Source organism: Citrobacter gillenii (assembly GCF_013337685.1).
GTDB lineage: Bacteria > Pseudomonadota > Gammaproteobacteria > Enterobacterales > Enterobacteriaceae > Citrobacter > Citrobacter gillenii.
Genome location: NZ_SUQN01000002.1, coordinates 246,723 through 269,814 on the forward strand (window position 1 = coordinate 246,723; position 23,092 = coordinate 269,814).

Annotated in this window: 19 protein-coding genes and 1 other annotated feature; of the genes, 13 read left to right on the plus strand and 6 right to left on the minus strand. The window is 54.1% G+C overall.

What is annotated here, in order from left to right; translation table 11 throughout:
• Positions 1 to 21: 21 nt before the first annotated feature.
• The gene (gene acrA, locus FCH32_RS04940; protein WP_096758038.1) at positions 22 to 1,215 is read right to left on the minus strand and encodes a multidrug efflux RND transporter periplasmic adaptor subunit AcrA; all 1,194 of its coding nucleotides are present in this window, start codon (positions 1,213 to 1,215) and stop codon (positions 22 to 24) included.
• Positions 1,216 to 1,356: 141 nt separating this feature from the next.
• On the opposite strand from acrA, the gene acrR reads away from it, so the two are divergent.
• Positions 1,357 to 2,001, plus strand: a complete 645-nt coding sequence (acrR, locus tag FCH32_RS04945; protein WP_096758037.1) for a multidrug efflux transporter transcriptional repressor AcrR — start codon at positions 1,357 to 1,359, stop codon at positions 1,999 to 2,001.
• Positions 2,002 to 2,127: 126 nt separating this feature from the next.
• Positions 2,128 to 5,493, plus strand: a complete 3,366-nt coding sequence (gene mscK / locus FCH32_RS04950; protein ID WP_115259200.1) for a mechanosensitive channel MscK — start codon at positions 2,128 to 2,130, stop codon at positions 5,491 to 5,493.
• Between the two features lie 46 nt (positions 5,494 to 5,539).
• On the opposite strand, the gene rsmS is transcribed toward mscK, so the two are convergent.
• Together rsmS and priC are read right to left on the minus strand one after the other, a co-directional pair.
• Entirely contained in the window at positions 5,540 to 5,701 is a 162-nt protein-coding gene (rsmS, locus tag FCH32_RS04955) for a pleiotropic regulatory protein RsmS (RefSeq protein ID WP_117342132.1), read from the minus strand.
• Between the two features lie 14 nt (positions 5,702 to 5,715).
• Complete coding sequence (priC, locus tag FCH32_RS04960; protein WP_096758033.1) at positions 5,716 to 6,243, minus strand: primosomal replication protein N''; 528 nt, start codon at positions 6,241 to 6,243, stop codon at positions 5,716 to 5,718.
• 69 nt (positions 6,244 to 6,312) lie between these two features.
• Between priC and FCH32_RS04965 the strand changes: the two genes are divergently transcribed.
• From FCH32_RS04965 to htpG, 6 genes are all read left to right on the plus strand, one after another.
• Entirely contained in the window at positions 6,313 to 6,690 is a 378-nt protein-coding gene (locus tag FCH32_RS04965) for a DUF454 family protein (RefSeq protein WP_135912453.1), read from the plus strand.
• A 194-nt stretch (positions 6,691 to 6,884) separates the two neighbouring features.
• Positions 6,885 to 7,436 (plus strand): adenine phosphoribosyltransferase, encoded by a 552-nt coding sequence (gene apt / locus FCH32_RS04970; protein ID WP_174360591.1) that lies wholly within the window; start codon positions 6,885 to 6,887, stop codon positions 7,434 to 7,436.
• A 209-nt stretch (positions 7,437 to 7,645) separates the two neighbouring features.
• On the plus strand, positions 7,646 to 9,571 hold the full coding sequence (gene dnaX, locus FCH32_RS04975; RefSeq protein ID WP_117342133.1) for a DNA polymerase III subunit gamma/tau: 1,926 nt from the start codon (positions 7,646 to 7,648) through the stop codon (positions 9,569 to 9,571).
• Positions 8,904 to 8,968, plus strand: a sequence feature (DnaX frameshifting element). (Overlaps the previous gene by 65 nt.)
• A gap of 62 nt (positions 9,572 to 9,633) precedes the next feature.
• Entirely contained in the window at positions 9,634 to 9,963 is a 330-nt protein-coding gene (locus FCH32_RS04980; RefSeq protein ID WP_046276079.1) for a YbaB/EbfC family nucleoid-associated protein, read from the plus strand.
• The gene (gene recR, locus FCH32_RS04985; protein WP_096758029.1) at positions 9,963 to 10,568 is read left to right on the plus strand and encodes a recombination mediator RecR; all 606 of its coding nucleotides are present in this window, start codon (positions 9,963 to 9,965) and stop codon (positions 10,566 to 10,568) included. The genes FCH32_RS04980 and recR overlap by 1 nt, the downstream gene beginning before the upstream one ends.
• A 110-nt stretch (positions 10,569 to 10,678) precedes the next feature.
• Entirely contained in the window at positions 10,679 to 12,553 is a 1,875-nt protein-coding gene (gene htpG, locus FCH32_RS04990) for a molecular chaperone HtpG (protein ID WP_117342134.1), read from the plus strand.
• Positions 12,554 to 12,611: 58 nt separating this feature from the next.
• Here the strand turns inward: htpG and FCH32_RS04995 are convergent, their stop codons facing one another.
• Together FCH32_RS04995 and FCH32_RS23355 are read right to left on the minus strand one after the other, a co-directional pair.
• Positions 12,612 to 13,298 carry a GntR family transcriptional regulator gene (locus tag FCH32_RS04995; RefSeq protein ID WP_174360592.1) on the minus strand — a complete coding sequence of 229 codons (687 nt, stop codon included), beginning with the start codon at positions 13,296 to 13,298 and terminating at the stop codon, positions 12,612 to 12,614.
• A 37-nt stretch (positions 13,299 to 13,335) separates the two neighbouring features.
• Positions 13,336 to 15,246 carry a fructose-specific PTS transporter subunit EIIC gene (locus FCH32_RS23355; RefSeq protein ID WP_174360593.1) on the minus strand — a complete coding sequence of 637 codons (1,911 nt, stop codon included), beginning with the start codon at positions 15,244 to 15,246 and terminating at the stop codon, positions 13,336 to 13,338.
• A gap of 241 nt (positions 15,247 to 15,487) precedes the next feature.
• Here FCH32_RS23355 and FCH32_RS05005 point away from each other — a divergent pair, with 241 nt between their 5' ends.
• From FCH32_RS05005 to hemH, 4 genes are all read left to right on the plus strand, one after another.
• Positions 15,488 to 17,779 carry a pyruvate formate lyase family protein gene (locus FCH32_RS05005; RefSeq protein ID WP_153879384.1) on the plus strand — a complete coding sequence of 764 codons (2,292 nt, stop codon included), beginning with the start codon at positions 15,488 to 15,490 and terminating at the stop codon, positions 17,777 to 17,779.
• Positions 17,780 to 17,784: 5 nt separating this feature from the next.
• Positions 17,785 to 18,693 (plus strand): glycyl-radical enzyme activating protein, encoded by a 909-nt coding sequence (locus FCH32_RS05010; protein WP_244958389.1) that lies wholly within the window; start codon positions 17,785 to 17,787, stop codon positions 18,691 to 18,693.
• Positions 18,694 to 18,858: 165 nt separating this feature from the next.
• Entirely contained in the window at positions 18,859 to 19,503 is a 645-nt protein-coding gene (gene adk, locus FCH32_RS05015) for an adenylate kinase (protein ID WP_115259192.1), read from the plus strand.
• A 157-nt stretch (positions 19,504 to 19,660) separates the two neighbouring features.
• Positions 19,661 to 20,623, plus strand: coding sequence for a ferrochelatase (gene hemH, locus FCH32_RS05020; protein WP_137400398.1), 963 nt, complete (start codon positions 19,661 to 19,663; stop codon positions 20,621 to 20,623).
• Here the strand turns inward: hemH and aes are convergent.
• Positions 20,620 to 21,579, minus strand: a complete 960-nt coding sequence (gene aes, locus FCH32_RS05025) for an acetyl esterase (protein ID WP_115259191.1) — start codon at positions 21,577 to 21,579, stop codon at positions 20,620 to 20,622. The two genes, hemH and aes, sit on opposite strands and share 4 nt — an antisense overlap.
• A gap of 153 nt (positions 21,580 to 21,732) precedes the next feature.
• Between aes and FCH32_RS05030 the strand changes: the two genes are divergently transcribed.
• Positions 21,733 to 23,037, plus strand: a complete 1,305-nt coding sequence (locus FCH32_RS05030) for an inosine/guanosine kinase (RefSeq protein WP_135912448.1) — start codon at positions 21,733 to 21,735, stop codon at positions 23,035 to 23,037.
• Positions 23,038 to 23,092 lie beyond the last annotated feature (55 nt).

The following is a 23,092-nucleotide window of genomic DNA, read 5'->3' on the forward strand; positions in this document are numbered from 1 at the left end:
TCTTAACGGCTCCTGTTTAAGTTAAGACTTGGACTGTTCAGGCTGGCTACCGCTTGCGGCTTGCTGGTTGTTATCCGCGGTGACTTCCTGCGCTTTTACCTGCGCGCCTGGACGTACTTTTTGCAGCCCCGTGACAATCACGCGGTCGCCTGGCTTAAGTCCTTCTGTGACCAACCATTTATCGCCAATTGCTTGTGCTGCCACAATCTGGCGGGTTTCCACTTTGTCATCTGCACCGATAACTAACGCGCTGGCTTCACCGCGCGGTGTACGGGTTACGCCTTGCTGCGGAACCAGTATTGCCGTTGGGTTGATCCCTTCTTCCAGACGAGCACGGACGAACATACCCGGCAGTAAGGTGTGATCCGGGTTAGGGAAGATGGCGCGCAGCGTGATAGAACCGGTGGTCTGATCAACCGTCACGTCAGAAAACTCCAGCGTACCGGATTGCGGGAATTTAATGCCGTCGCTGGTCACCAGTTCCACTTTCGCTTTACCGTTCTCTTGCTTCAGTTTGCCGTTCGCCAGCTCTTGTTTCAGTCGCAGGAAATCGTTGCTTGATTGTGTGACGTCGACATAGATCGGATCCAACTGCTGTACGGTTGCCAGCGCGGTCGCCTGACCGTTTTGCACCAGGGCACCTTCCGTAACGGCAGACTTACCAATACGGCCGCTAATTGGCGACGTGACTTTGGTATACGCCAGGTTAATACGCGCCGTTTCTACTGCGGCTTTCGCGGCAATAACGGCCGCATTTGCCTGTTGCGCATCGGCCTTGGCGGTATCGTATTCCTGTTGACTGATGTACTTGGTACCCAACAGTTTCTGATAACGATTCACCGTCAACTGAGCGATATTAGCTGCCGCCTGCGCTTTAGCCAGATCGCCTTTTGCACTTTCATATGCGGCCTGGTAAGTAGCAGGATCAATCTGATAGAGAGACACACCCGCTTCAATGTCACCGCCTTCTGTGAAATTACGCTTCAGGATGATGCCGCTAACCTGAGGGCGAACTTCTGCAATGCGGAAAGCACTGGTGCGACCCGGGAGTTCAGTTGTTATCTGTAGAGGTTCAGCTTTGAGCGTCACAACTCCAACCTCTGGCATCTGCTGGCCCCCTTGTTGGGCCTGTTTGTCGTCACATCCTGTTAGCGCTAAGCTGCCTGAGAGCATCAGAACGACTGCCAGAGGCGTTAACCCTCTGTTTTTGTTCATATGTAAACCTCGAGTGTCCGATTTCAAATTGATCAATGGCTTAAAGCCTATAAACCCATTGCTGCGTTTATATTATCGTCGTGCTATGGTACATACATTCACAAATGTATGTAAATCTAACGCCTGTAAATTCACTAACATATGGCACGAAAAACCAAACAACAAGCGCAGGAAACGCGTCAACACATTCTCGATGTAGCTCTGCGTTTGTTCTCGCAACAAGGGGTCTCTTCCACCTCGCTTGCAGAGATCGCAAAAGCCGCTGGCGTCACGCGTGGTGCAATCTATTGGCATTTCAAAAACAAGTCGGATTTATTCAGTGAAATCTGGGAGCTGGCAAAACCCAATATTGATGAACTAGAGTCTGAGTATCAGGCAAAATTCCCTGACGATCCACTATCAGTATTAAGAGAAATTTTAGTTTACGTTCTTGAAGCTACCGTGACAGAAGAACGCCGGCGTTTGCTGATGGAGATTATATTCCACAAATGCGAGTTTGTCGGGGAAATAGCCTCTGTTCAGTTGGCACAACGTAGCCTGTGTCTTGAAAACTATGATCGCATCGAGCAAACCCTTCGCAACTGTATGAACGCAAAAATGTTGCCGGAGAATCTGAACACGCGTCGTGTGGCGGTGTTACTGCGCAGCTATCTTTCCGGCATTTTAGAAAACTGGTTATTTGCACCAGAGTCTTTTGATCTGAAAAAAGACGCGCGTGAATATGTCGCTGTGCTGCTGGAAATGTGTCTGCTGTGCCCTACGCTTCGCGTGCCTGAGACCTGCTGACCAGAGGGTTTCACTCCAGGAATTTTCCTGGACATTTTCACCCCTGCTATTTTGTCCATCACAGCCGTGATATTCTAGCTGCTTGACTATTTTCGGTCACTTTTCTGGTTAGAAACATTCATCCTCATGACTATGTTGCAGCTTTATAAACGTTCACAGCATCTCATTGCTATTACCATTATTTTCTTCATTCTATTGCTGTCTTGCCAGTCATCAGCATTTGCGCGAGCGCAACAGAATGGCGAACTGCCGACGAAAGCGGATATTCAGAGCCAGCTAGACACGCTGAATAAACAAAAAGACCTTTCTGCGCAGGATAAATTGGTTCAGCAGGATCTTATCGATACCCTCGCCACGCTCGATAAAATTGAGCGCGTGAAGGACGAGACCGTTCAACTACGCCAGAAAGTGGCCCAGGCGCCGGAAAAAATGCGCGAGGCGACGGCGGCGTTAAATTCGCTCAGCGATGTCGATAATGACGATGAAACGCGAAAAACACTGAGCGCGCTCTCTCTGCGACAACTCGAGTCGCGCGTCGCCCAGGTGCTGGATGACCTGCAAAGCGCGCAAAACGATCTGGCCGCTTATAACAGCCAACTGGTCTCGTTGCAGACGCAGCCTGAGCGCGTGCAAAACGCGATGTACACCGCCTCGCAGCAAATGCAGCAAATCCGCAATCGCCTGGATGGAACCAGCGTTGGCGAGGCGGCATTACGCCCCAGCCAGCAGGTGCTGCTTCAGGCGCAGCAGGCATTGCTGAATGCGCAAATCGACCAGCAGCGTAAAAGCCTGGAGGGCAACACGGTTTTGCAGGATACCCTGCAAAAACAACGGGATTACGTGACGTCCAACACCAACAGGCTCGAGCATCAGCTCCAGTTGCTGCAGGAAGCGGTGAACAGCAAACGTCTGACGTTAACCGAAAAAACCGCGCAGGAAGCAGTGACGCCAGATGAAGCGGATCGTATCCAGACCAATCCGTTGGTAAAACAGGAACTGGATATTAACCATCAGCTTAGCCAGCGCCTGATTTCCGCCACGGAAAACGGCAACTCACTGATGCAGCAAAACATTAAAGTCAAAAACTGGCTTGATCGTGCGCTGCAATCGGAACGCAATATTAAAGAACAAATCGCTGTGCTGAAGGGCAGTCTGCTGCTATCGCGCATTCTGTATCAGCAGCAGCAAACGCTGCCGTCGGCAGACGAGCTTGCTGATATGACTAACCGCATTGCCGATCTGCGTCTGGAGCAATTTGAAGTCAACCAGCAGCGTGATGCGCTGTTCCAGAATGATGCCTTCGTTGCCAAACTGGAAGAAGGGCACAGCAATGAAGTGAACGGCGAAGTTCATGATGCGCTGCTGCAGGTTGTGGATATGCGCCGTGAACTGCTGGACCAGCTGAATAAGCAGTTGGGAAATCAGCTGATGATGGCGATTAACCTGCAGATCAACCAGCAGCAGTTAATGAGCGTGTCGAAGAACCTCAAGAGCATCCTCACTCAGCAAATTTTCTGGGTTAACAGCAACCGCCCAATGGACTGGGATTGGGTGAAATCCTTCCCGCAAACGCTCAAAGACCAGTTTAAGTCGATGAAAATCACCGTGAACTGGGAAAAAGCCTGGCCGGCGGTGTTTATCGCATTCCTGGCCGGTTTGCCGCTGCTGCTGGTAGCCGGGCTTATCCGCTGGCGCCTGAAGTGGCTGAAAGCGTACCAGGCGAAACTCGCCGCCGCGGTGGGTAACTTGCGCAATGACAGCCAGCTCAACACACCTAAAGCGATACTGATCGATCTGATTCGCGCCTTGCCCGCATGCCTGATTATCCTTGCCGTGGGCTTGATTCTGCTGACTATGCAACTGAACGTCAGCGATCTGCTATGGGCATTTAGCAAGAAAATGGCCGTCTTCTGGCTGGTGTTTGGCCTGTGCTGGAAGGTGCTGGAAAAAGACGGCGTGGCGATCCGCCACTTCGGCATGCCCGCGAAACAGACCAGCCACTGGCGTCGCCAGATTGTGCGTATTAGCCTGGCACTGCTGCCGCTGAATTTCTGGTCGGTGGTCGCTGAGCTTTCGCCTCTCAATCTGATGGATGATGTGCTTGGGCAGATTGTTATTTTCTTTAACTTGCTACTTATTGCCTTCCTGGTATGGCCAATGTGTCGTGAGAGCTGGCGTGATAAGGAATCGCACGGTCTGCGCCTGGTGACGATAACCGTATTGTCGATTATTCCGATCGCGCTAATGGTGCTGACGGCGACCGGTTATTTCTATACCACGCTGCGTTTATCCGGTCGCTGGATTGAGACCGTGTATCTGGTGATCATCTGGAACCTGCTGTACCAGACGGTGCTGCGCGGATTGAGCGTTGCGGCGCGCCGAATTGCCTGGCGTCGTGCACTTGCCCGTCGTGAGAACCTGGTGAAAGAAGGGGCCGAAGGCGCTGAGCCGCAGGAAGAACCTACCATTGCGCTGGAGCAGGTCAACCAGCAAACGCTGCGTATTACCATGCTGCTGATGGTGGCCCTGTTTGGCGTGCTGTTCTGGGCTATATGGTCCGATCTGATCACCGTGTTCAGCTATCTCGACAGTATCACGCTCTGGCATTACAACGGCACAGAAGCCGGTGCCGCGGTGGTGAAAGATGTCACTATGGGCAGCCTGCTGTTTGCGATTATTGCCTCAATGGTGGCCTGGGCGCTGATCCGCAACTTACCGGGTCTGCTGGAAGTGTTGGTGCTGTCGCGCCTGAAAATGCGCCAGGGCGCATCGTATGCGATCACCACAATCCTCAACTACGCGATCATTGCTATCGGTGCGATGACGGTCTTCGGGTCGCTCGGCGTATCGTGGGATAAATTGCAGTGGCTGGCCGCGGCTCTGTCGGTCGGTCTCGGTTTTGGCTTACAGGAAATCTTCGGTAACTTTGTCTCGGGTCTGATCATTCTGTTCGAACGCCCGGTGCGTATCGGCGATACCGTCACGATTGGCACTTATTCCGGGACAGTCAGTAAGATTCGTATTCGTGCGACCACCATTACCGACTTTGATCGCAAAGAAGTGATCATCCCGAACAAAGCGTTTGTGACCGAGCGACTGATCAACTGGTCGCTTTCAGATACCACCACGCGTCTGGTTATCCGCATTGGGGTCGCTTACGGTTCAGATCTCGATAAAGTGAAGAAAGTGCTGCTGCAGGCGGCAATGGAACACCCGAAAGTGATGCACGATCCTGAGCCAGCCGTGTTCTTCACCGCCTTCGGTGCCAGCACGCTGGATCACGAACTGCGTCTGTATGTCCGTGAACTGCGCGACCGCAGCCACACGGTTGATGAACTTAACCGCGCGGTTGACCGCTTGTGCCGTGAAAACAACATTGATATCGCCTTTAACCAACTCGAAGTGCACTTGCACAACGCCAAAGGGGATACCGTGACCGAGGTGAAGCGTGACATCATCAACGGTGATGATCCGACGCCTTCAGTAGGCTAATAGGAAATGTGATTGCCTGATGGCGCAGCGCCATCAGGCAATCCTGCTACCGTTCTTTTTTGGATGATGCGAGCTGTTTCGTTTCATAATCCCGCTTAACGATCTCTAGTGCTTTCAGCACGGTTTCAGGCGCAACCTGATTCTCTTCAAGTAAGACAATCAAATCGACGGCCAGTTTGACTTCGTCCGGGGCGCTTTCAAGTGACATACATTCTCCGACGATTAACGGGTGATACGTGCGAGCACGTTTTCTATTCTTTCCAGCGCATGGCGACAGCGTGCCAGACGCGCCTCGAAGGCTTCCACTTCTCGTAGCAGGCGCTGCTGCTCCTCAAAATTAGTTGCCCGAGCCAGTTGAGCCTTACGTTCGCGTGTCATCTCGACCAGTCGGCGCTCATATTCCTGATGTTGAACGCGTTTGCGCTGCCAGCGGGCAAGCCCTGGCGACGCGCTGTCCCATTCTCTGAGCGACCAGGTGGCGGTCTCACGGGAAATGGCTTCCAGTTGAGACGCTAAATGTTCAGCCAGCCAGGCTACCTGGGGACGCTGCTGGTGTTCAACGGCATGGCGTAACGCGCTCAGGTTAGCATCGGCTTCATCCAGGCAGGCCTGTAACCGTGTGCTGCGGGTGCGAAAAAGCTGGCGATCGAAGCGGGCGCTAAGCGTTGCGTGATGCGCAAGAGGGGCGCAACGCTGCCGCAGGCTGTTGAGCTGGCTTTCGAGCGTCTGAAGCAGCAGGGCGGTTTTCACGATAACACTCCGATGAAAATGAGAACCGTTATGCTAAAGTAGCGATTCTCTGTGTTAAGTATTGATATTATGCGACGCATTATTCTAATCATCATTGGCTGGATAGCGGTAGTGTTAGGCACGCTGGGTGTGGTTTTGCCCCTGTTGCCCACAACACCGTTTATGCTGCTGGCCGCTTGGTGCTTTGCCCGCTCATCGCCGCGTTTTCACGATTGGCTGCTGTACCGTTCATGGTTCGGCGGTTATCTGCGCCACTGGCAGAAACACCGTGCGATGCCGTCAGGGGCAAAGCCGCGCGCCATTGTGTTTATTTTGCTGACGTTTGGCGTTTCGCTGTGGCTGGTTGAGATGATGTGGGTACGCGGACTGCTGTTGGTTATTCTCGCCTGCTTGTTGATTTTTATGTGGCGGATCCCGGTGGTTGATGAAGAGCAACAAAAGCACTGAAGCATAATAATCGCTGTTGCAATTGTCTCCCGCAGCCAGTAAATTTGACCGTTTTCGAGCACAGGCGCAGGCGGTCAAAGGTTAAACAGATGTAACCTTTGCTCTTTATATATACAAAAAATCATTCAAGACGCGTCGAGGATGGAGTATATAGTGCGCCGTGAAGTAATACCGTATCAATCAGGCACAAACTTATGACCGCAACTGCACAGCAGCTTGAGTTTCTCAAAGATAGCATCAAAAGCATCAACGACTACCCAAAACCGGGCATTCTTTTCCGCGATGTCACCAGCTTGCTGGAAGACCCGAAAGCTTACGCACTCAGCATTGAACTGCTGGTTGAGCGTTACAAAAATACGGGTATCACGAAAGTTGTCGGCACCGAAGCGCGCGGCTTCCTCTTTGGCGCACCAGTCGCCCTGGGGTTGGGCGTCGGGTTTGTTCCGGTGCGTAAACCCCATAAACTGCCACGCGAAGTAATTGCTGAAAGCTATGAGCTGGAATACGGCACAGATCAGCTGGAAATCCATGTTGATGCTATCAAACCGGGCGACAAAGTTCTGGTTGTAGACGATCTGCTGGCGACCGGCGGAACCATCGAAGCGACCGTGAAGCTGATCCGCCGTCTGGGTGGTGAAGTGACCGATGCGGCGTTCATCATCAATTTGTTCGATCTGGGTGGCGAACAGCGCCTGGAAAAACAAGGGCTGGCCTGCTACAGCCTGGTCCCTTTCCCGGGCCACTAAGTCGGACTATCTTTTTTGCCATTTTGGCCCCGGTCAGTGCTCAAAATCCTCACGTACTACGTGTACGCTCCGGTTTCTGTGCGCTGCCCGAAACCAAACTGACTGCAACGATAACGCCCGAATATAACGTGTCAACCTCGCCGTCGCTGCGAGGTTGTGTTAGCATTACTCCCCTGTGAATCCACCCTCCAGCCTTTCAGAGCCTGCCAATGAGTTATCAGGTCTTAGCCCGAAAATGGCGCCCACAAACCTTTGCTGACGTCGTCGGCCAGGAACATGTGCTGACGGCACTGGCTAACGGCTTGTCGTTAGGGCGTATTCATCATGCTTATCTTTTTTCCGGCACCCGTGGCGTCGGTAAAACCTCTATCGCCCGTCTGCTGGCGAAGGGACTCAACTGTGAAACCGGCATTACCGCCACGCCCTGCGGGGTGTGTGACAACTGCCGTGAAATCGAGCAGGGACGTTTTGTCGATCTGATTGAAATTGACGCCGCGTCGCGTACCAAGGTCGAAGATACCCGCGACCTGCTGGATAACGTCCAGTACGCGCCCGCACGTGGACGCTTTAAAGTCTATCTGATCGACGAAGTGCACATGCTGTCGCGCCACAGTTTTAACGCCTTACTGAAAACGCTCGAAGAGCCGCCAGCGCACGTTAAGTTCCTGCTGGCGACTACCGATCCGCAGAAGCTGCCGGTCACTATCCTGTCGCGCTGCCTGCAATTTCATCTTAAAGCGCTGGACGTTGAGCAGATCCGCCATCAGCTTGAGCATATCCTCAATGAGGAACACATCGCCCACGAACCGCGTGCACTGCAGCTGCTGTCGCGCGCGGCGGACGGGAGCCTGCGCGATGCGCTAAGCCTGACCGATCAGGCGATTGCCAGCGGCGACGGCCAGGTCTCAACTCAGGCGGTGAGTACCATGCTCGGTACGCTTGACGACGATCAAGCGCTGTCTCTGGTTGAGGCGGTGGTTTCCGGGAATGGCGAACGCGCCATGACGCTGGTTAATGACGCTGCCGCGCGTGGTATTGAATGGGAAGCGCTGCTGGTTGAGATGCTGGCGTTGCTGCACCGGATTGCGATGGTTCAGCTCACGCCTTCCGCGCTCGGTAGCGATATGGCCGCCATTGAACAACGTATGCGCGAACTGGCGCGGACCGTGCCGCCGACCGATATTCAGCTGTATTACCAGACTCTGTTAATTGGACGTAAAGAGCTGCCGTATGCGCCGGACAGGCGTATGGGCGTAGAAATGACGCTGCTGCGGGCGCTGGCTTTTCACCCGCGCGTCCCGCTACCGGAACCCGAAGTTCCCCGCCAGTCGTTTGCACCCGCGGCTCCTACCGCGATCATGGCACCGACACAGGCCCCGGAGCAACAACCTGCGCCTGCGCATCAGGACGTGCCGTTGTCTGAGGCAACCAGCCAGGTGCTGGCTGCGCGTAGTCAGCTGCAGCGTGCTCAGGGAGCGACCAAAGCAAAAAAGAGTGAACCGGCAGCCGCATCCCGCGCGCGGCCGGTGAATAATGCTGCGCTGGAAAGACTGGCGTCGGTGACGGAACGCGTTCAGGCGCGCCCGGCGGCCTCTACGCTGGAGAAGGCACCAGCGAAAAAAGAAGCCTATCGCTGGAAGACGACCAATCCGGTTGCAGAAGTCAAAGAAGTTGTTGCCACGCCAAAGGCGCTGAAAAAAGCGCTGGAACATGAAAAAACACCGGAACTGGCGGCAAAACTGGCGGCGGAAGCCATTGAACGCGACCCGTGGGCCGCGCAGGTCAGTCAGCTGTCATTGCCTAAGCTGGTGGAGCAGGTGGCGCTCAATGCCTGGAAAGAAGAGAATGGCAACGAGGTTCGCCTGCACCTGCGTTCCACGCAGCGGCACCTCAATTCCAGCGGTGCGCAGCAACGACTTGCTGAAGCATTGAGCAGCTTAACGGGCTCAGCGGTTGAATTGACCATCGTTGAAGATGATAATCCTGCGGTGCGCACGCCGCTGGAGTGGCGTCAGGCCATTTATGAAGAGAAACTTGCGCAGGCGCGTGAGTCAATTATTGCGGATAATAACATTCAGACGCTGCGTCGTTTCTTCGATGCGGAGCTGGACGAAGAGAGTATTCGCCCCATTTGATCGTAAGCCATTTTCCATGGTTTTATGGTTGTCATCCCTTAACGTGATTGAGAGAGAAGCCTATGTTTGGTAAAGGCGGTCTGGGTAACCTGATGAAACAGGCCCAGCAGATGCAAGAAAAAATGCAGCAGATGCAGGAAGAAGTGGCCAAGCTGGAAGTGACCGGCGAATCGGGTGCGGGTCTGGTGAAAGTGACCATCAACGGCGCGCATAACTGCCGTCGTGTGGAAATCGACCCAAGCCTGTTGGAAGACGACAAAGACATGCTGGAAGATCTGGTTGCTGCGGCATTCAACGATGCGGCTCGTCGCATTGAAGAGACCCAGAAAGAGAAAATGGCCTCCGTTTCCTCTGGTATGCAGCTGCCGCCTGGCTTTAAGATGCCGTTCTGATGCAAACCAGCCCGCTGTTAACTCAGCTTATGGAAGCACTGCGCTGCCTACCGGGCGTTGGCCCGAAGTCAGCGCAGCGCATGGCGTTCGCGCTACTTCAGCGCGATCGCAGCGGCGGGATGCGTCTGGCGCAGTCGTTAACGAAGGCGATGTCGGAAATCGGCCACTGTGCTGATTGCCGCACCTTCACAGAACAAGAAGTATGCAACATCTGTGCGAATCCGCGTCGCCGGGAAAACGGCCAAATTTGCGTGGTAGAGAGTCCTGCGGACATCTACGCCATTGAGCAAACGGGGCAGTTTTCCGGCCGTTATTTCGTGCTGATGGGACACCTGTCGCCGCTGGATGGCATCGGGCCTGATGATATCGGGCTTGATCGTCTGGAGCAGCGACTGGCGTCTGAGCACATCAATGAAGTGATCCTGGCGACCAACCCGACGGTCGAAGGCGAGGCTACCGCCAACTACATTGCTGAGCTGTGCATGCAATATGACGTTGAAGCCAGCCGTATCGCCCACGGCGTACCGGTTGGCGGTGAGCTGGAAATGGTCGATGGCACCACGCTGTCGCACTCTCTTGCCGGGCGTCATAAGATTAAATTCTGAACAAACGGAAGCCGCGACGGCGGTTTCCGCTTGAAATTATCATTCCCTGTCCCCATTTCACTCTCAACGTGTTTTTACCATTAAAAATGGCATTGTTGAGGTAGATCTACATGAAAGGACAAGAAACTCGTGGTTTTCAGTCAGAAGTAAAACAGCTTCTGCACCTGATGATCCATTCTCTGTATTCCAATAAAGAAATCTTCCTGCGTGAGCTTATCTCTAACGCCTCCGATGCGGCAGACAAGCTGCGTTTCCGTGCGCTGTCTAACCCGGACCTGTATGAAGGTGACGGTGAACTGCGCGTGCGTGTCTCCTTCGATAAAGATAAGCGTACGTTGACCATCGCCGACAACGGCGTGGGGATGAACCGCGATGACGTTATCGATCATCTGGGGACCATTGCTAAATCCGGTACCAAATCTTTCCTCGAATCTATGGGTTCCGATCAGGCGAAAGACAGCCAGTTGATCGGCCAGTTCGGGGTTGGTTTCTATTCTGCATTTATCGTGGCTGACAAAGTCACCGTGCGCACCCGTGCAGCGGGCGACAAGCCGGAGAACGGCGTGTTCTGGGAGTCTGCGGGCGAAGGTGAATACACCGTGGCCGACATTACCAAAGACGATCGCGGCACCGAAATCACCCTGCACCTGCGTGAAGGGGAAGATGAGTTCCTCGATGACTGGCGTGTACGCTCCATCATCAGCAAATATTCTGACCATATCGCCCTGCCGGTAGAGATTGAAAAACAGGAAGAGAAAGACGGTGAAACCGTGGTTTCCTGGGAGAAAATCAACAAGGCGCAGGCGCTGTGGACGCGTAACAAGTCGGAAATCAAAGACGACGAGTACAACGAATTCTACAAGCACATCGCTCATGACTTCACCGACCCGCTGACCTGGAGCCACAACCGTGTGGAAGGTAAGCAGGAGTACACCAGCCTGCTGTACATCCCGTCGCAGGCTCCGTGGGATATGTGGAACCGCGATCACAAGCACGGTCTGAAGCTGTACGTCCAGCGCGTGTTCATCATGGACGACGCCGAGCAGTTCATGCCGAACTACCTGCGTTTTGTGCGCGGTCTGATAGATTCCAACGATCTGCCGCTGAACGTGTCCCGTGAGATCCTGCAGGACAGCACCGTCACCCGTAACCTGCGCAGCGCGCTGACCAAACGCGTACTGCAGATGCTGGAAAAACTGGCGAAAGACGATGCAGAAAAATACCAGACCTTCTGGAAACAGTTTGGCCTGGTCCTGAAAGAAGGTCCGGCGGAAGACCACGCCAACCAGGAAACCATCGCCAAGCTGATGCGCTTTGCTTCTACGCACACCGACTCTTCTGCACAGACCGTGTCGCTGGAAGACTACGTGTCGCGGATGAAAGAAGGACAGGAGAAGATTTACTACATCACCGCTGACAGCTATGCGGCGGCGAAGAGCAGCCCGCACCTGGAACTGCTGCGTAAGAAAGGCATCGAAGTTCTGTTGCTGTCCGATCGCATCGACGAGTGGATGATGAACTACCTGACCGAGTTCGACGGCAAGCCGTTCCAGTCCGTTGCTAAAGCTGACGAGTCTATCGACAAACTGGCGGATGAAGTCGACGAATCGGCAAAAGAAGCTGAAAAAGCGCTGACCCCGTTCGTTGAGCGCGTGAAAAACCTGCTGGGCGATCGCGTGAAAGAAGTGCGCCTGACGCACCGTCTGACCGACACACCGGCTATCGTAACCACCGATGCGGACGAAATGAGCACGCAAATGGCGAAGCTGTTTGCCGCTGCGGGTCAGGCCGTACCGGAAGTGAAATATATCTTTGAACTCAACCCGGACCACGTGCTGGTTAAACGCACGGCGGATACCCAGGATGATGAGCAGTTTAAAGAGTGGGTTGAACTGCTGCTGGATCAGGCGCTGTTCGCAGAACGCGGCACGCTGGAAGATCCTAACCAGTTTATCCGTCGCATGAACCAGCTGCTGGTGTCGTAATTTCACCACAGATTGAGCATTATCGTAAAAGGGCAACGCAGGTTGCCCTTTTTTATGCTTAACGCATCGACACCGTGGTTACGCTATTGGTTGCCAGCGTTTCCTGGGTGTACTGTGCCAGCTCGCCGCTTTGCAAATAGACTTTGTGCTTAATACACAAGCTGATTTGTCCTTCCGGTAAACGTAACAGCCACGCCTCATCTGCATTGAGTATTTTCCCCGACCAGATTTTTACATCGTGACTGATGGCGTAGCCGCAGGTTTGCTCAATATAGTGCAGCACCGACTGGCGACAGTTTTCCTCAGTGAACGCCGGGAACAACGCCCGCGGCATCCAGGTTTCTTCAATGATAGTCGGCTGCTGGTTAATGATGCGCATGCGACGATAGTGGATCAGCGGTGTATCTGATGGTAAGTCGAAAAGCGCGGCGATCTCGGGATCGCTCGAAAGTGCGTCGTAACTGAGTACCACGTTGTCCAGCGCCTGATCGCGGTGTATACGCTCTGACAAGGTAATGACATTGTTGTCCTGATAAAACTCTGGCGGGTTCACGAAGATCCCTGAACCCTGCCGGGTATGGACAAATGACTCTCTTTTCAGCCGCGCAACGGCTTTCTGAATAGTCGGTCGACTGACGCCATAGCGTTCTGCCAGCGCATGTTCACCTTCGACCGGTTCACCGGCAGCGTATTCCCCTTTGAGGATTTTCTCTCTTAACAACAGGTAGATATCAAGATACTTCATGGCGTCCGTTCTGGCGCGTCTGACGACGCGCCCTTGGTTAGGCTTGCGATTGAACGAGTAATTGCTGCTTTTTCGCCATTCTAAGTCGTTTGAGCACAATAGCAATTGCGGCTGTGGTGATAATGCCGCCGCTCATTGCGATCAACGCCATCAGTGGCTGATCGAAACCGCCGAGCAGCACGATAATTGGCCCACCATGTGCGACATTGCAATGTAATCCGAAAACAAAACCGAGGATGCATGCCACCGCAGAGCCAATCATGTTGGCTGGAATAACAGACAGCGGATCGCGGGCGGCAAAGGGAATCGCGCCCTCAGAAATTCCGACCAGTCCCATCGCCGCTGCCGCCTTACCGTTTTCGAACTCCTCGTCATCAAATAACGTAAAGCGTCTGCCAATAAAGGCCGCCAGCGCCATACCCAGTGGCGCAACCGGAATGGCCGCTGCCTGCGCGCCCATAAACTGAGTTTGCCCCTGGGCGATAAGACCCACGCTGAACATGAAGACCACTTTGCCAAACGGTCCCCCCATATCAAAGCCCTGCATTAGCCCCATCACCAGACCGATTAAAATAATATTACCCGTGGAAAGGTTGGTCAGCAGATGATTCAGGAAGGCCATCAGATCAGCAACTGGTGCACCAATAACAAAGATAAATAATGCGGCGATGAAGGCGGTGCCCGCAATCGGCGCGATCATGATAGGCACCAGCGGCAGCAGCATTTTGTGCCATGAAAGGTGGGTCAGCCAGCGGATGAAATAACCCACCAGCAGTCCGGCAATAATTGCACCGATAAACCCGCAGCCGGCGCTGGCTCCGTAAAACGAACCGGTATTGGCAATCCAGCCGCCGATAAGCCCTGGAGCCAGGGCGGGCCGCTCGCCAATGGCGAATGCAATATACCCGGCGAGGACTGGAATCATCAGCGTGAAGCCAACGACGCCGACATTCAGTACTTGATTCCACAGGCTTCCTTCCGGGATAGCCAGTCCGGACGGTGTCGGCACGCCACCCAGTGCCAGCGCGAGGGCAATCATTAACCCGCCGGTGACCACAAACGGGATCATATAGGAGACCCCATTCATCAGAGACTTGTACAACTGGCTGCGTACCGTGGTGCTCGACGTCTGGGTCTTCGTTGTGGCTCTCGCCTGGTAAGGCTGTGCCGCCAGGGCCTGGTGAATCAATCCCTGTGCATCTTTGATGGCCGCTTTGACCCCAGTAATCACCACCTTTTTGCCATTAAAACGGTCCAAATCGACCTGCTTATCGCAGGCGACGACAATGGCGTCAGCCCGGGCGATATCAGCGTCGCTGGGTACATTTTTGACGCCAATAGAGCCGTTGGTTTCAACAATGGCTTCATAACCCATTTCCGCAGCGGCTTTTTCCAGCATCTCAGCGGCCAGGTAAGTGTGCGCGATACCCACCGGGCAGCCGGTTACGCCGATAATCAGCCCACGAGAGGCCTCAGCACTAACCTTTTCGTGACACGCCTCTTGTTGGCAGAAATAGTCCACGACCGCCTGAACGTCCTGACAGGCCAGGATCTGCCTGACGCTGTCCTCTTCGACCAGACGTGAAGAGATCTGTGCCAACACATCGATATGCGCAGTGCTGGCCTGTTTTGCTGAGGCGATCATCAGGATCAGATGTGTCGGCTGGCCATCTTCCGCGCCATAATCAATGCCCTGACGGCTGATACCTATCGCCACCGCCGGTGATAAAACGCTGTCGCAACGTGCGTGCGGCAGCGCAACGCCGCCTTCAAATCCAGTATTCCCGGTCTCTTCTCGTGCCCATACCTCCTGGAGAAACGCGTCGGTGTCGCGAATTTTATTCGCGCGCAATAACAGGTCGGCGAGTTCAGCAAGTGCCGCGTCTTTTTGGTTTGATTTGAGATCCAGACAAATCAACGCCGGTTGAACAAGGTCGTTTATCTTCACAGTAGACTCTCTATGATTATTTGTATTTACAACTTTCGCAGAGGCTAAAAGTTTACCTGCGAAATGATCTTGATATTGATCATCTCTTTAGATGCGTATTTGACTGTTATTTCGGTTATGCAGGCTGTTTCACACAATGTGATTGATGATGATTTGTTCGTTTATTGATTTTTGATTTAGGTCAAGGATCGTAATTTGTAATTACAAGTTAATAGGGGGCGTTTCTTTTGGAGGCAGGGCCGTGAGCAAACAAGCGATTATCGCCGAACAAGTTGATGTGAATAAAAAGATCCCGTGCGAAAAAAGCCCGGAAGAACAACTCGCGATTATGGAGGCCTACACCGAGGCGTTTCAGTCAACCCCGGAGCGTTTTCAGCGCGAGGTCCGCTGTCTGCAGGCGCTTTACCCCACGCTGTTCCGCCGTCCCTGTGCTGACGATCTGATCCTGGGACGCGTCGATGCGCTGCCGATTGGTTTTGGCTGCGTCACCTCAGTTGGCGGTGTGGGTCATTACTGCAATTTTGCCCGGCTGGACGAACTGCGGAAAATGCTGGAGTTCCCCGACCAACAATACCGAATCGATGTGCTTGAGCGCTTCTGGCGCGAGCATGACACCCGTTCCGTCTATTTTCGCCAGGCGCTGACCGATGACACGCTCGGCAAATTCGTTGACGTTAACTTTCCGGCGATTGCGACGGCGCGTTTAAGCGGCATGTATCTGGATTATCCGCAGTTGATGACGCTTGGGATCGGTGGGTTGCTGCAACGCATCGAACAGCAGCAACTGCAGGCTGAACGCGCCGGGGATGAGGCCGCGGTGCAGTTACAGCAATCTTTCAAGGACGTACTGGGCATTTTGCAGCAGGTGATTGACCGTCACATTGAAATAGCTGCCGATGAGATGGTGGAATGCACGGATGTGGAGCGCTGTAAGCATCTGCTGCTGTTAATGCGCGAGTTGGGCGCTATTCGTCATGACAAACCTGCAACTTTCATCCAGGGGATTGAACTGAGCTGGCTCTACAGCCTGTGTGCTGGCGTGGTGAATTATGGCCGTATGGATGACTACCTGGGTGATTTATTGGTGGCCGATCTTGACGCCGGACGTCTAAGCGAACGCCAGGCCATTGCGTGTATCCGTTCCCACTACCGCCTGATTGAAGCGCGGAAAACCACGGTGAATGGTCGCGTGGTGGTTGGCGGGAAAGGGCGGCGTAACCCGAAAAATGCGGATGTCTATTGTCGACTGGCGATCCAAGCCGTTGAGGAAAATGGTGATACGGAACCGCAATTTACTTTACGTATTTATCAGGGAATGGACAACGCAATCTGGCAACAGGCATTGACGGTGATTGGCACCGGCCTGACCTATCCCATTCTGTATAACGATGACGTCAATATTCCGGCGGTGATGGACGCGATGCAGGTGGGGGAAACGGAGGCCGAGCAGTATGTTCCTTTTGGCTGCGGCGAGTTTGTGCTGGCCGGGCGAAGTGTAGGCACGCCGAATACCTGTATTAACCTGCTTAAAATTCTCAATATCTCGCTCAGCGGCGGCATCGATTTTTGGGATGATAAACAAAAAAGCGGCGGTGTGGCGTTAACCCCGCCAGAACAGATATCGTGCTTTGATGACGTGCTGAATAACTACCAGCGGTTGCTGGATTACTACATTGATATCACGGCGCACGCTCAGGCGTTGTCGTATCGGGTGATGAATGAACAGGTCGGCTTCTTGTTTACCTCGATCCTGACGGCAGACTGCGTGGCGCGCGATAAGGCGCTGCTTGACGGCGGCGTGCGCTACCTCGGCGGTACTAACGAAACCTATGGCAATACCAATGCGGCAGATTCACTGGCGGCAATCAAACAGGTTATTTTTACCGAGCAGCGTTATGACTACACAACGTTGATTGCGGCGCTGAAAGCGGATTTCGTGGGCTATGACGACCTCAAGCGGGCACTGATCGCGGCGACTAAGTTTGGTAATGATGACAATGCGGCGGATGACCTGGCGGTGATGATGCATCGCTATGTTTGTACCGGCGTACGCGATGCGGCGAGGCGAGTAGGGCTGGACAGCTATCTGGTGGTGATCATCAACAATCAGGTGAATACCGAATGGGGGCGTGCAACCAGCGCTTCAGCCGATGGGCGGCATAAAGGTATTTATATGAGCAACGCCAACAACCCGCAGAGTGGGGCGGATAAAAATGGTCCGACGGCGATGCTGAACTCACTGCTGAAACTGGAGGCAAAATATCACGCCGGTTCGGTACAAAACATCAAATTCAGCAAAGGGTTATTCAACACCCGTCGCCCGCTGGTGGAGGCGTTGATGCACTCTTATTTTGAGCGCGGCGGGCCGCAGTTGATGGTCAGCGTGGTGGGTAAGGGGGAGTTGGAGGCGGCGTACCAACACCCGGAAAACTACCCTAATTTGATTGTTCGCGTCGGTGGTTTTAGTGCGCGTTTTGTCAATCTGGACCGAGATGTACAGCAGGAAATCCTGAACCGTACGCTGAACGACTGAGGTGGATGATGAGCGAAGCGGGCACGGTTTTTGATATTCAGAAATTTTCACTGCACGATGGGCCGGGGATCCGCACCACCGTCTTTCTGAAAGGATGCCAGATGCGCTGCGTCTGGTGCCACAATCCGGAGTCGCTGAGAGCCGAAAAGCAGCTGGCGTTTCTGGAACATAAGTGCCTGCAATGTCAGCGTTGCGCAGAGGTCTGTCCGCACGGATGCCACCAGTTTGCCCAAGGGCGGCATGAGATAGATTATGCCGCCTGTCAGGCGTGCGGACGCTGCGTTGAGGCATGCCCGGCGCAGGCGCTTAAAATCTATGGGCAGACCCGGAAGGTGACTGAGATCCTTGAAGAGGTCATCAAGGATAAACCCTACTTTGACAAAACCGGGGGCGGCATAACCTTGTCCGGCGGGGAGGCGATGTTCCAGTTTCCCTTTGCGCTGGCGCTGGCAAAAGCGGCGAAAACCGCCGGTTTGCACGTCTGTCTTGAAACGAACGGCGCCTCTCGTCCCGAGCGGTATCGCGAAATCGCCCCGTGGGTGGATCTGTTTCTTCTCGATTACAAAGTGACCGACGCGCGTGCACATAAAGCCCATACCGGTATTGCGAAACACGTGGTGGAGAGCACGCTGGACACGCTTAATGAGATTGGCGCACAGGTGATCCTGCGCTGCCCGCTGATTCCGGGATATAACCTCAATGATGCGCATCTGGCGGCGATCCGCACGATAACCGAACGCTATGCGGCTATCCTGCACAGTGAAATATTGCCCTACCATAATCTCGGCATGGCGAAACATCGTGAGCTTGGACAGATCCCGGTATGCACGATTAGCGTACCGGATGAGGCAACTGTGGCACAGGCACTGGAAAAATTGAATCAGAACGCAGGAAAGACCGTGCGTCGGGGGTAAGCGCGGGGTGTTTGGGTAGAATATAGCGTACGCAATTAATGATATTTCACGATATCCTGCTGTTAAACGTTTCAGCGTCAAGCGCCTTTCTTGAGCCAATTGCGTGATGGTGGTATCGTTTAGCGCTTTTTTAAAATATCGACAACCTTTAAGGGGATTTTCGTAATGCGTATCATTCTGCTTGGCGCTCCGGGCGCGGGTAAAGGGACTCAGGCTCAGTTCATCATGGAGAAATATGGTATTCCGCAAATCTCCACCGGTGATATGCTGCGTGCTGCCGTGAAATCTGGCTCCGAGCTGGGCAAACAAGCGAAAGACATCATGGACGCCGGTAAACTGGTGACCGATGAGCTGGTGATCGCGCTGGTCAAAGAGCGTATTACACAGGAAGACTGCCGTAATGGTTTCCTGCTGGACGGCTTCCCACGTACTATTCCGCAGGCTGACGCCATGAAAGAAGCGGGTATCGTTGTGGATTACGTTCTGGAATTCGCGGTACCGGACGAACTGATCGTTGACCGTATTGTTGGTCGTCGCGTTCACGCGGCATCTGGCCGTGTTTATCACATCAAATTCAACCCACCTAAAGTTGAAGGCAAAGACGATGTGACCGGCGATGAACTGACCACCCGTAAAGATGACCAGGAAGAGACCGTGCGTAAGCGTCTGGTTGAATACCATCAGATGACTGCCCCGCTGATTGGTTACTACCAGAAAGAAGCTGAAGCGGGTCAAACCAAATACGCGAAAGTTGACGGTACGCAGGCTGTTGCCGCTGTTCGCGCTGACCTGGAAAAAATCCTCGGTTAAGTTTTAGCGTTGTGAACCCCTTATCAGGCCTGCCATTATCTCGTAGGCCTGATAAGCGCAGCGCCATCAGGCATATTCTTACCTCTCGCAGCAATTAGTTCTTCTTCCTCGCTTTTCCGCTACAATTATCAACAATTTGAATCAATACGAGGCGGTAATGCGTCAGACGAAAACCGGTATCCTGCTGGCAAATCTCGGCACCCCCGATGCCCCCACACCCGAAGCAGTTAAACGTTATCTGCGCCAGTTTTTAAGCGACACACGCGTGGTCGATACTCCCCGTCTGCTGTGGTGGCCGCTGCTGCGCGGAGTGATCCTGCCGCTGCGCGCGCCGCGCGTCGCGAAGCTATACCAGTCAGTCTGGATGGATGAAGGCTCGCCGCTGATGGTCTACAGCCGCCGTCAGCAACAGGCGCTGGCAAAATGCCTGCCGGATACGCCGGTTGCGCTGGGGATGAGCTACGGTTCCCCCTCGCTGGAAAGCGCGGTCGACGAACTGCTAGCGAGCGGCGTTGAGCACATTGTGGTGTTAACGCTGTATCCGCAATACTCCTGCTCAACGGTGGCCGCGGTGTGGGATGAACTGGCGCGCATTTTAGCGCGCAAGCGTGCGATCCCCGGCGTCTCCTTTATTCGCGATTATGCAGACGACAGCGCGTATATTGATGCGCTGGCCAAAAGCGCCCGAGATGCGTTTGCCCGGCACGGCGAACCCGATTTACTGCTGCTTTCTTACCACGGTATTCCACAGCGCTACGCTGATGAAGGCGATGATTACCCGCAACGCTGTCGCGACACCACGCGGGAGCTGGTGTCGGCGTTAGGGCTGCAGCCGGAAAAGGTGATGATGACCTTCCAGTCACGCTTCGGTCGGGAACCATGGCTGACGCCGTATACCGACGAAACGCTTAAAATGCTGGCGGAAAAAGGAACCCGACATATCCAGGTCATGTGTCCGGGATTTGCTGCTGATTGCCTTGAAACGCTGGAAGAAATCGCCGAGCAAAACCGAGAAATTTTCCTCGAAGCGGGCGGGCAGAAATACGAATATATTCCGGCGCTGAATGACGCACCGGAACACATCGAAATGATGCTGAAACTGACCGCTGCCTATCGCTAAAGCTGCGCTCTGAAGAAACGCGCGCCATCCCGCAAGGCATCGTCGGCGGTTTTCATCATCCGCGAGTAATGCAGGAAGGCGTGCAGCGTGCCGAGGTACATTTTGTACTGACAGGGCTGCCGATGCGCCTGGAGCGTCTGGAACAGTAAGCGGCTGTCGTCAATCAGCGGGTCAAACTCTGCACTGGCGATAAAACACGGCGGCACATCGCGGGTGAGATCGTTGTTAAATAAACAATAGTACGGCGACTCGCGGTCATCGACGCTGCGCAGATAGGCGTCTTCGTACATCTGCAGATCGTCTCGCGTTAAGCCATCCCATTCTCCGCCCATCAGTCGTCGGCTGATCGAATCCCGTAAACCGTACAGCCCGTACCACAACAGCACGCCCGCGACCTTACCGCAGGCAATTTGCTTATCGCGTAGCCACAGTGCGCTGGCAAGCGCCAGCATGGCGCCTGCGGAATCACCGGCAAAACCGATATTCTCTACGTTCAGCGCATAGTCAGCGGCATGGTGATGAAAGTACTGGCAGGTCGCGACAATTTCTTCGATGGCCTGCGGAAAGCGCGCTTCCGGCGAAAGTGAATAGTCGATGCCAATTACCGTGCAGCGCGTGTAACTCGCCAGCAAGCGCATAATGCGATCGTGCGTATCCAGATTACCGAGAATAAAACCGCCGCCGTGCAAATAGTACAGTGTGGCCTGGCTATGGGGTTGGGGGGAGTAAATCCGCGTCGCCACCGGGCCGCACGCGGTAGAAATGACGCACTCCCGGGTACTCATCTGCGGAGCATCGGCATTCCAGAACTGACGCTCATGCACGTAGTGTTGGCGTTGGGCAACGAAATCATCCGCGGCGGGCCACGGCGGCAGGTCATCGCGATGAAAGTTCACCACGCTTTTCATCTCGTCTGAAATAAGGTCGAGGACGGGGATCTTGTTTTCCGGCTGCATAAAACGCTCCTTGTAAAAGGTGATGTATTGTAGAAATTAACGGCAGATAAACTGCGATCTCACCGCCCGATATTGAAAATTAGCACCGCATCGCGCGCGCAGGAGGGAATGTGCTACCATGCATCGCTCAGTTAACCACCCGTAAAATCGACCATGAAATTTCCCGGCAAACGCAAATCCAAACACTATTTTCCCGTCAGCGCGCGCGATCCGTTGCTGCAACAAATTCAGCCTGAAAACGAGACCAGCGCCGCCTGGGTCGTCGGTATCGACCAGACTCTGGTGGATATAGAAGCCAAAGTCGATGACGACTTTGTGAAGCGTTATGGATTAAGCGCCGGGCATTCTCTGGTGATTGCTGATGATGTTGCTGAGGCGCTCTATCAGGAACTGGTGCGTGACAATTTAATCACCCATCAGTTTGCGGGCGGAACCATCGGTAACACCATGCACAACTATTCGGTACTGGCGGATGACCGCTCTGTATTGCTGGGCGTCATGTGTAGCAACATTGAGATTGGTAGCTACGCGTATCGCTATTTATGCAATACCTCCAGCCGTACCGATCTGAACTACCTGCAGGGCGTTGACGGGCCGATTGGTCGCTGCTTCACGCTGATTGGCGAATCCGGCGAGCGTACCTTCGCCATCAGCCCCGGTCACATGAACAAACTGCGGGCAGACAGCATTCCCGAGTCGGTGATTGCCGGTGCCTCTGCGCTGGTGCTGACCTCATATCTGGTGCGCTGCGAACCGGGCGAGCCGATGCCGGAAGCGACCATGAAGGCCATTGAGTTCGCCAAAAAGCACAATGTCCCGGTGGTGCTGACCTTAGGAACCAAATTCGTTATTGCGGATAACCCGCAGTGGTGGCAGGAATTCTTGAAAGAGAATGTCTCCATTCTGGCGATGAACGAAGAAGAAGCCGAAGCGCTGACCGGCCTGAATGACCCGCTGCTGGCATCTGACAAAGCGCTGGATTGGGTGGATTTGGTGCTGTGTACCGCCGGTCCGGTGGGCCTGTATATGGCTGGGTTTACGGAAGATGAGGTCAAACGCAAAACGCAGCATCCGCTGCTGCCGGGCGCCATTGCCGAATTCAACCAGTACGAGTTCAGCCGCGCGATGCGCCATAAAGACTGTATCAACCCGTTGCGCATTTATTCGCACATTGCCCCGTACATGGGTGGCCCGGAGAAAATCATGAACACCAACGGCGCGGGTGACGGTGCGTTGGCGGCCTTGCTGCATGATATTACGGCAAACAGCTACCATCGCGGCAATGTGCCGAACTCCAGCAAGCACAAGTACACCTGGCTGACCTATTCCTCGTTAGCGCAGGTGTGTAAATATGCCAATCGCGTGAGTTATCAGGTGCTGAACCAGCATTCACCGCGCCTGACGCGCGGATTGCCGGAGAAGGAAGACAGCCTCGAAGAGGCTTACTGGGAGCGTTAAGCGGTATTGCGCGACATTGCCCGGTGGCATTATTGCTTACCGGGCCTGCATTATG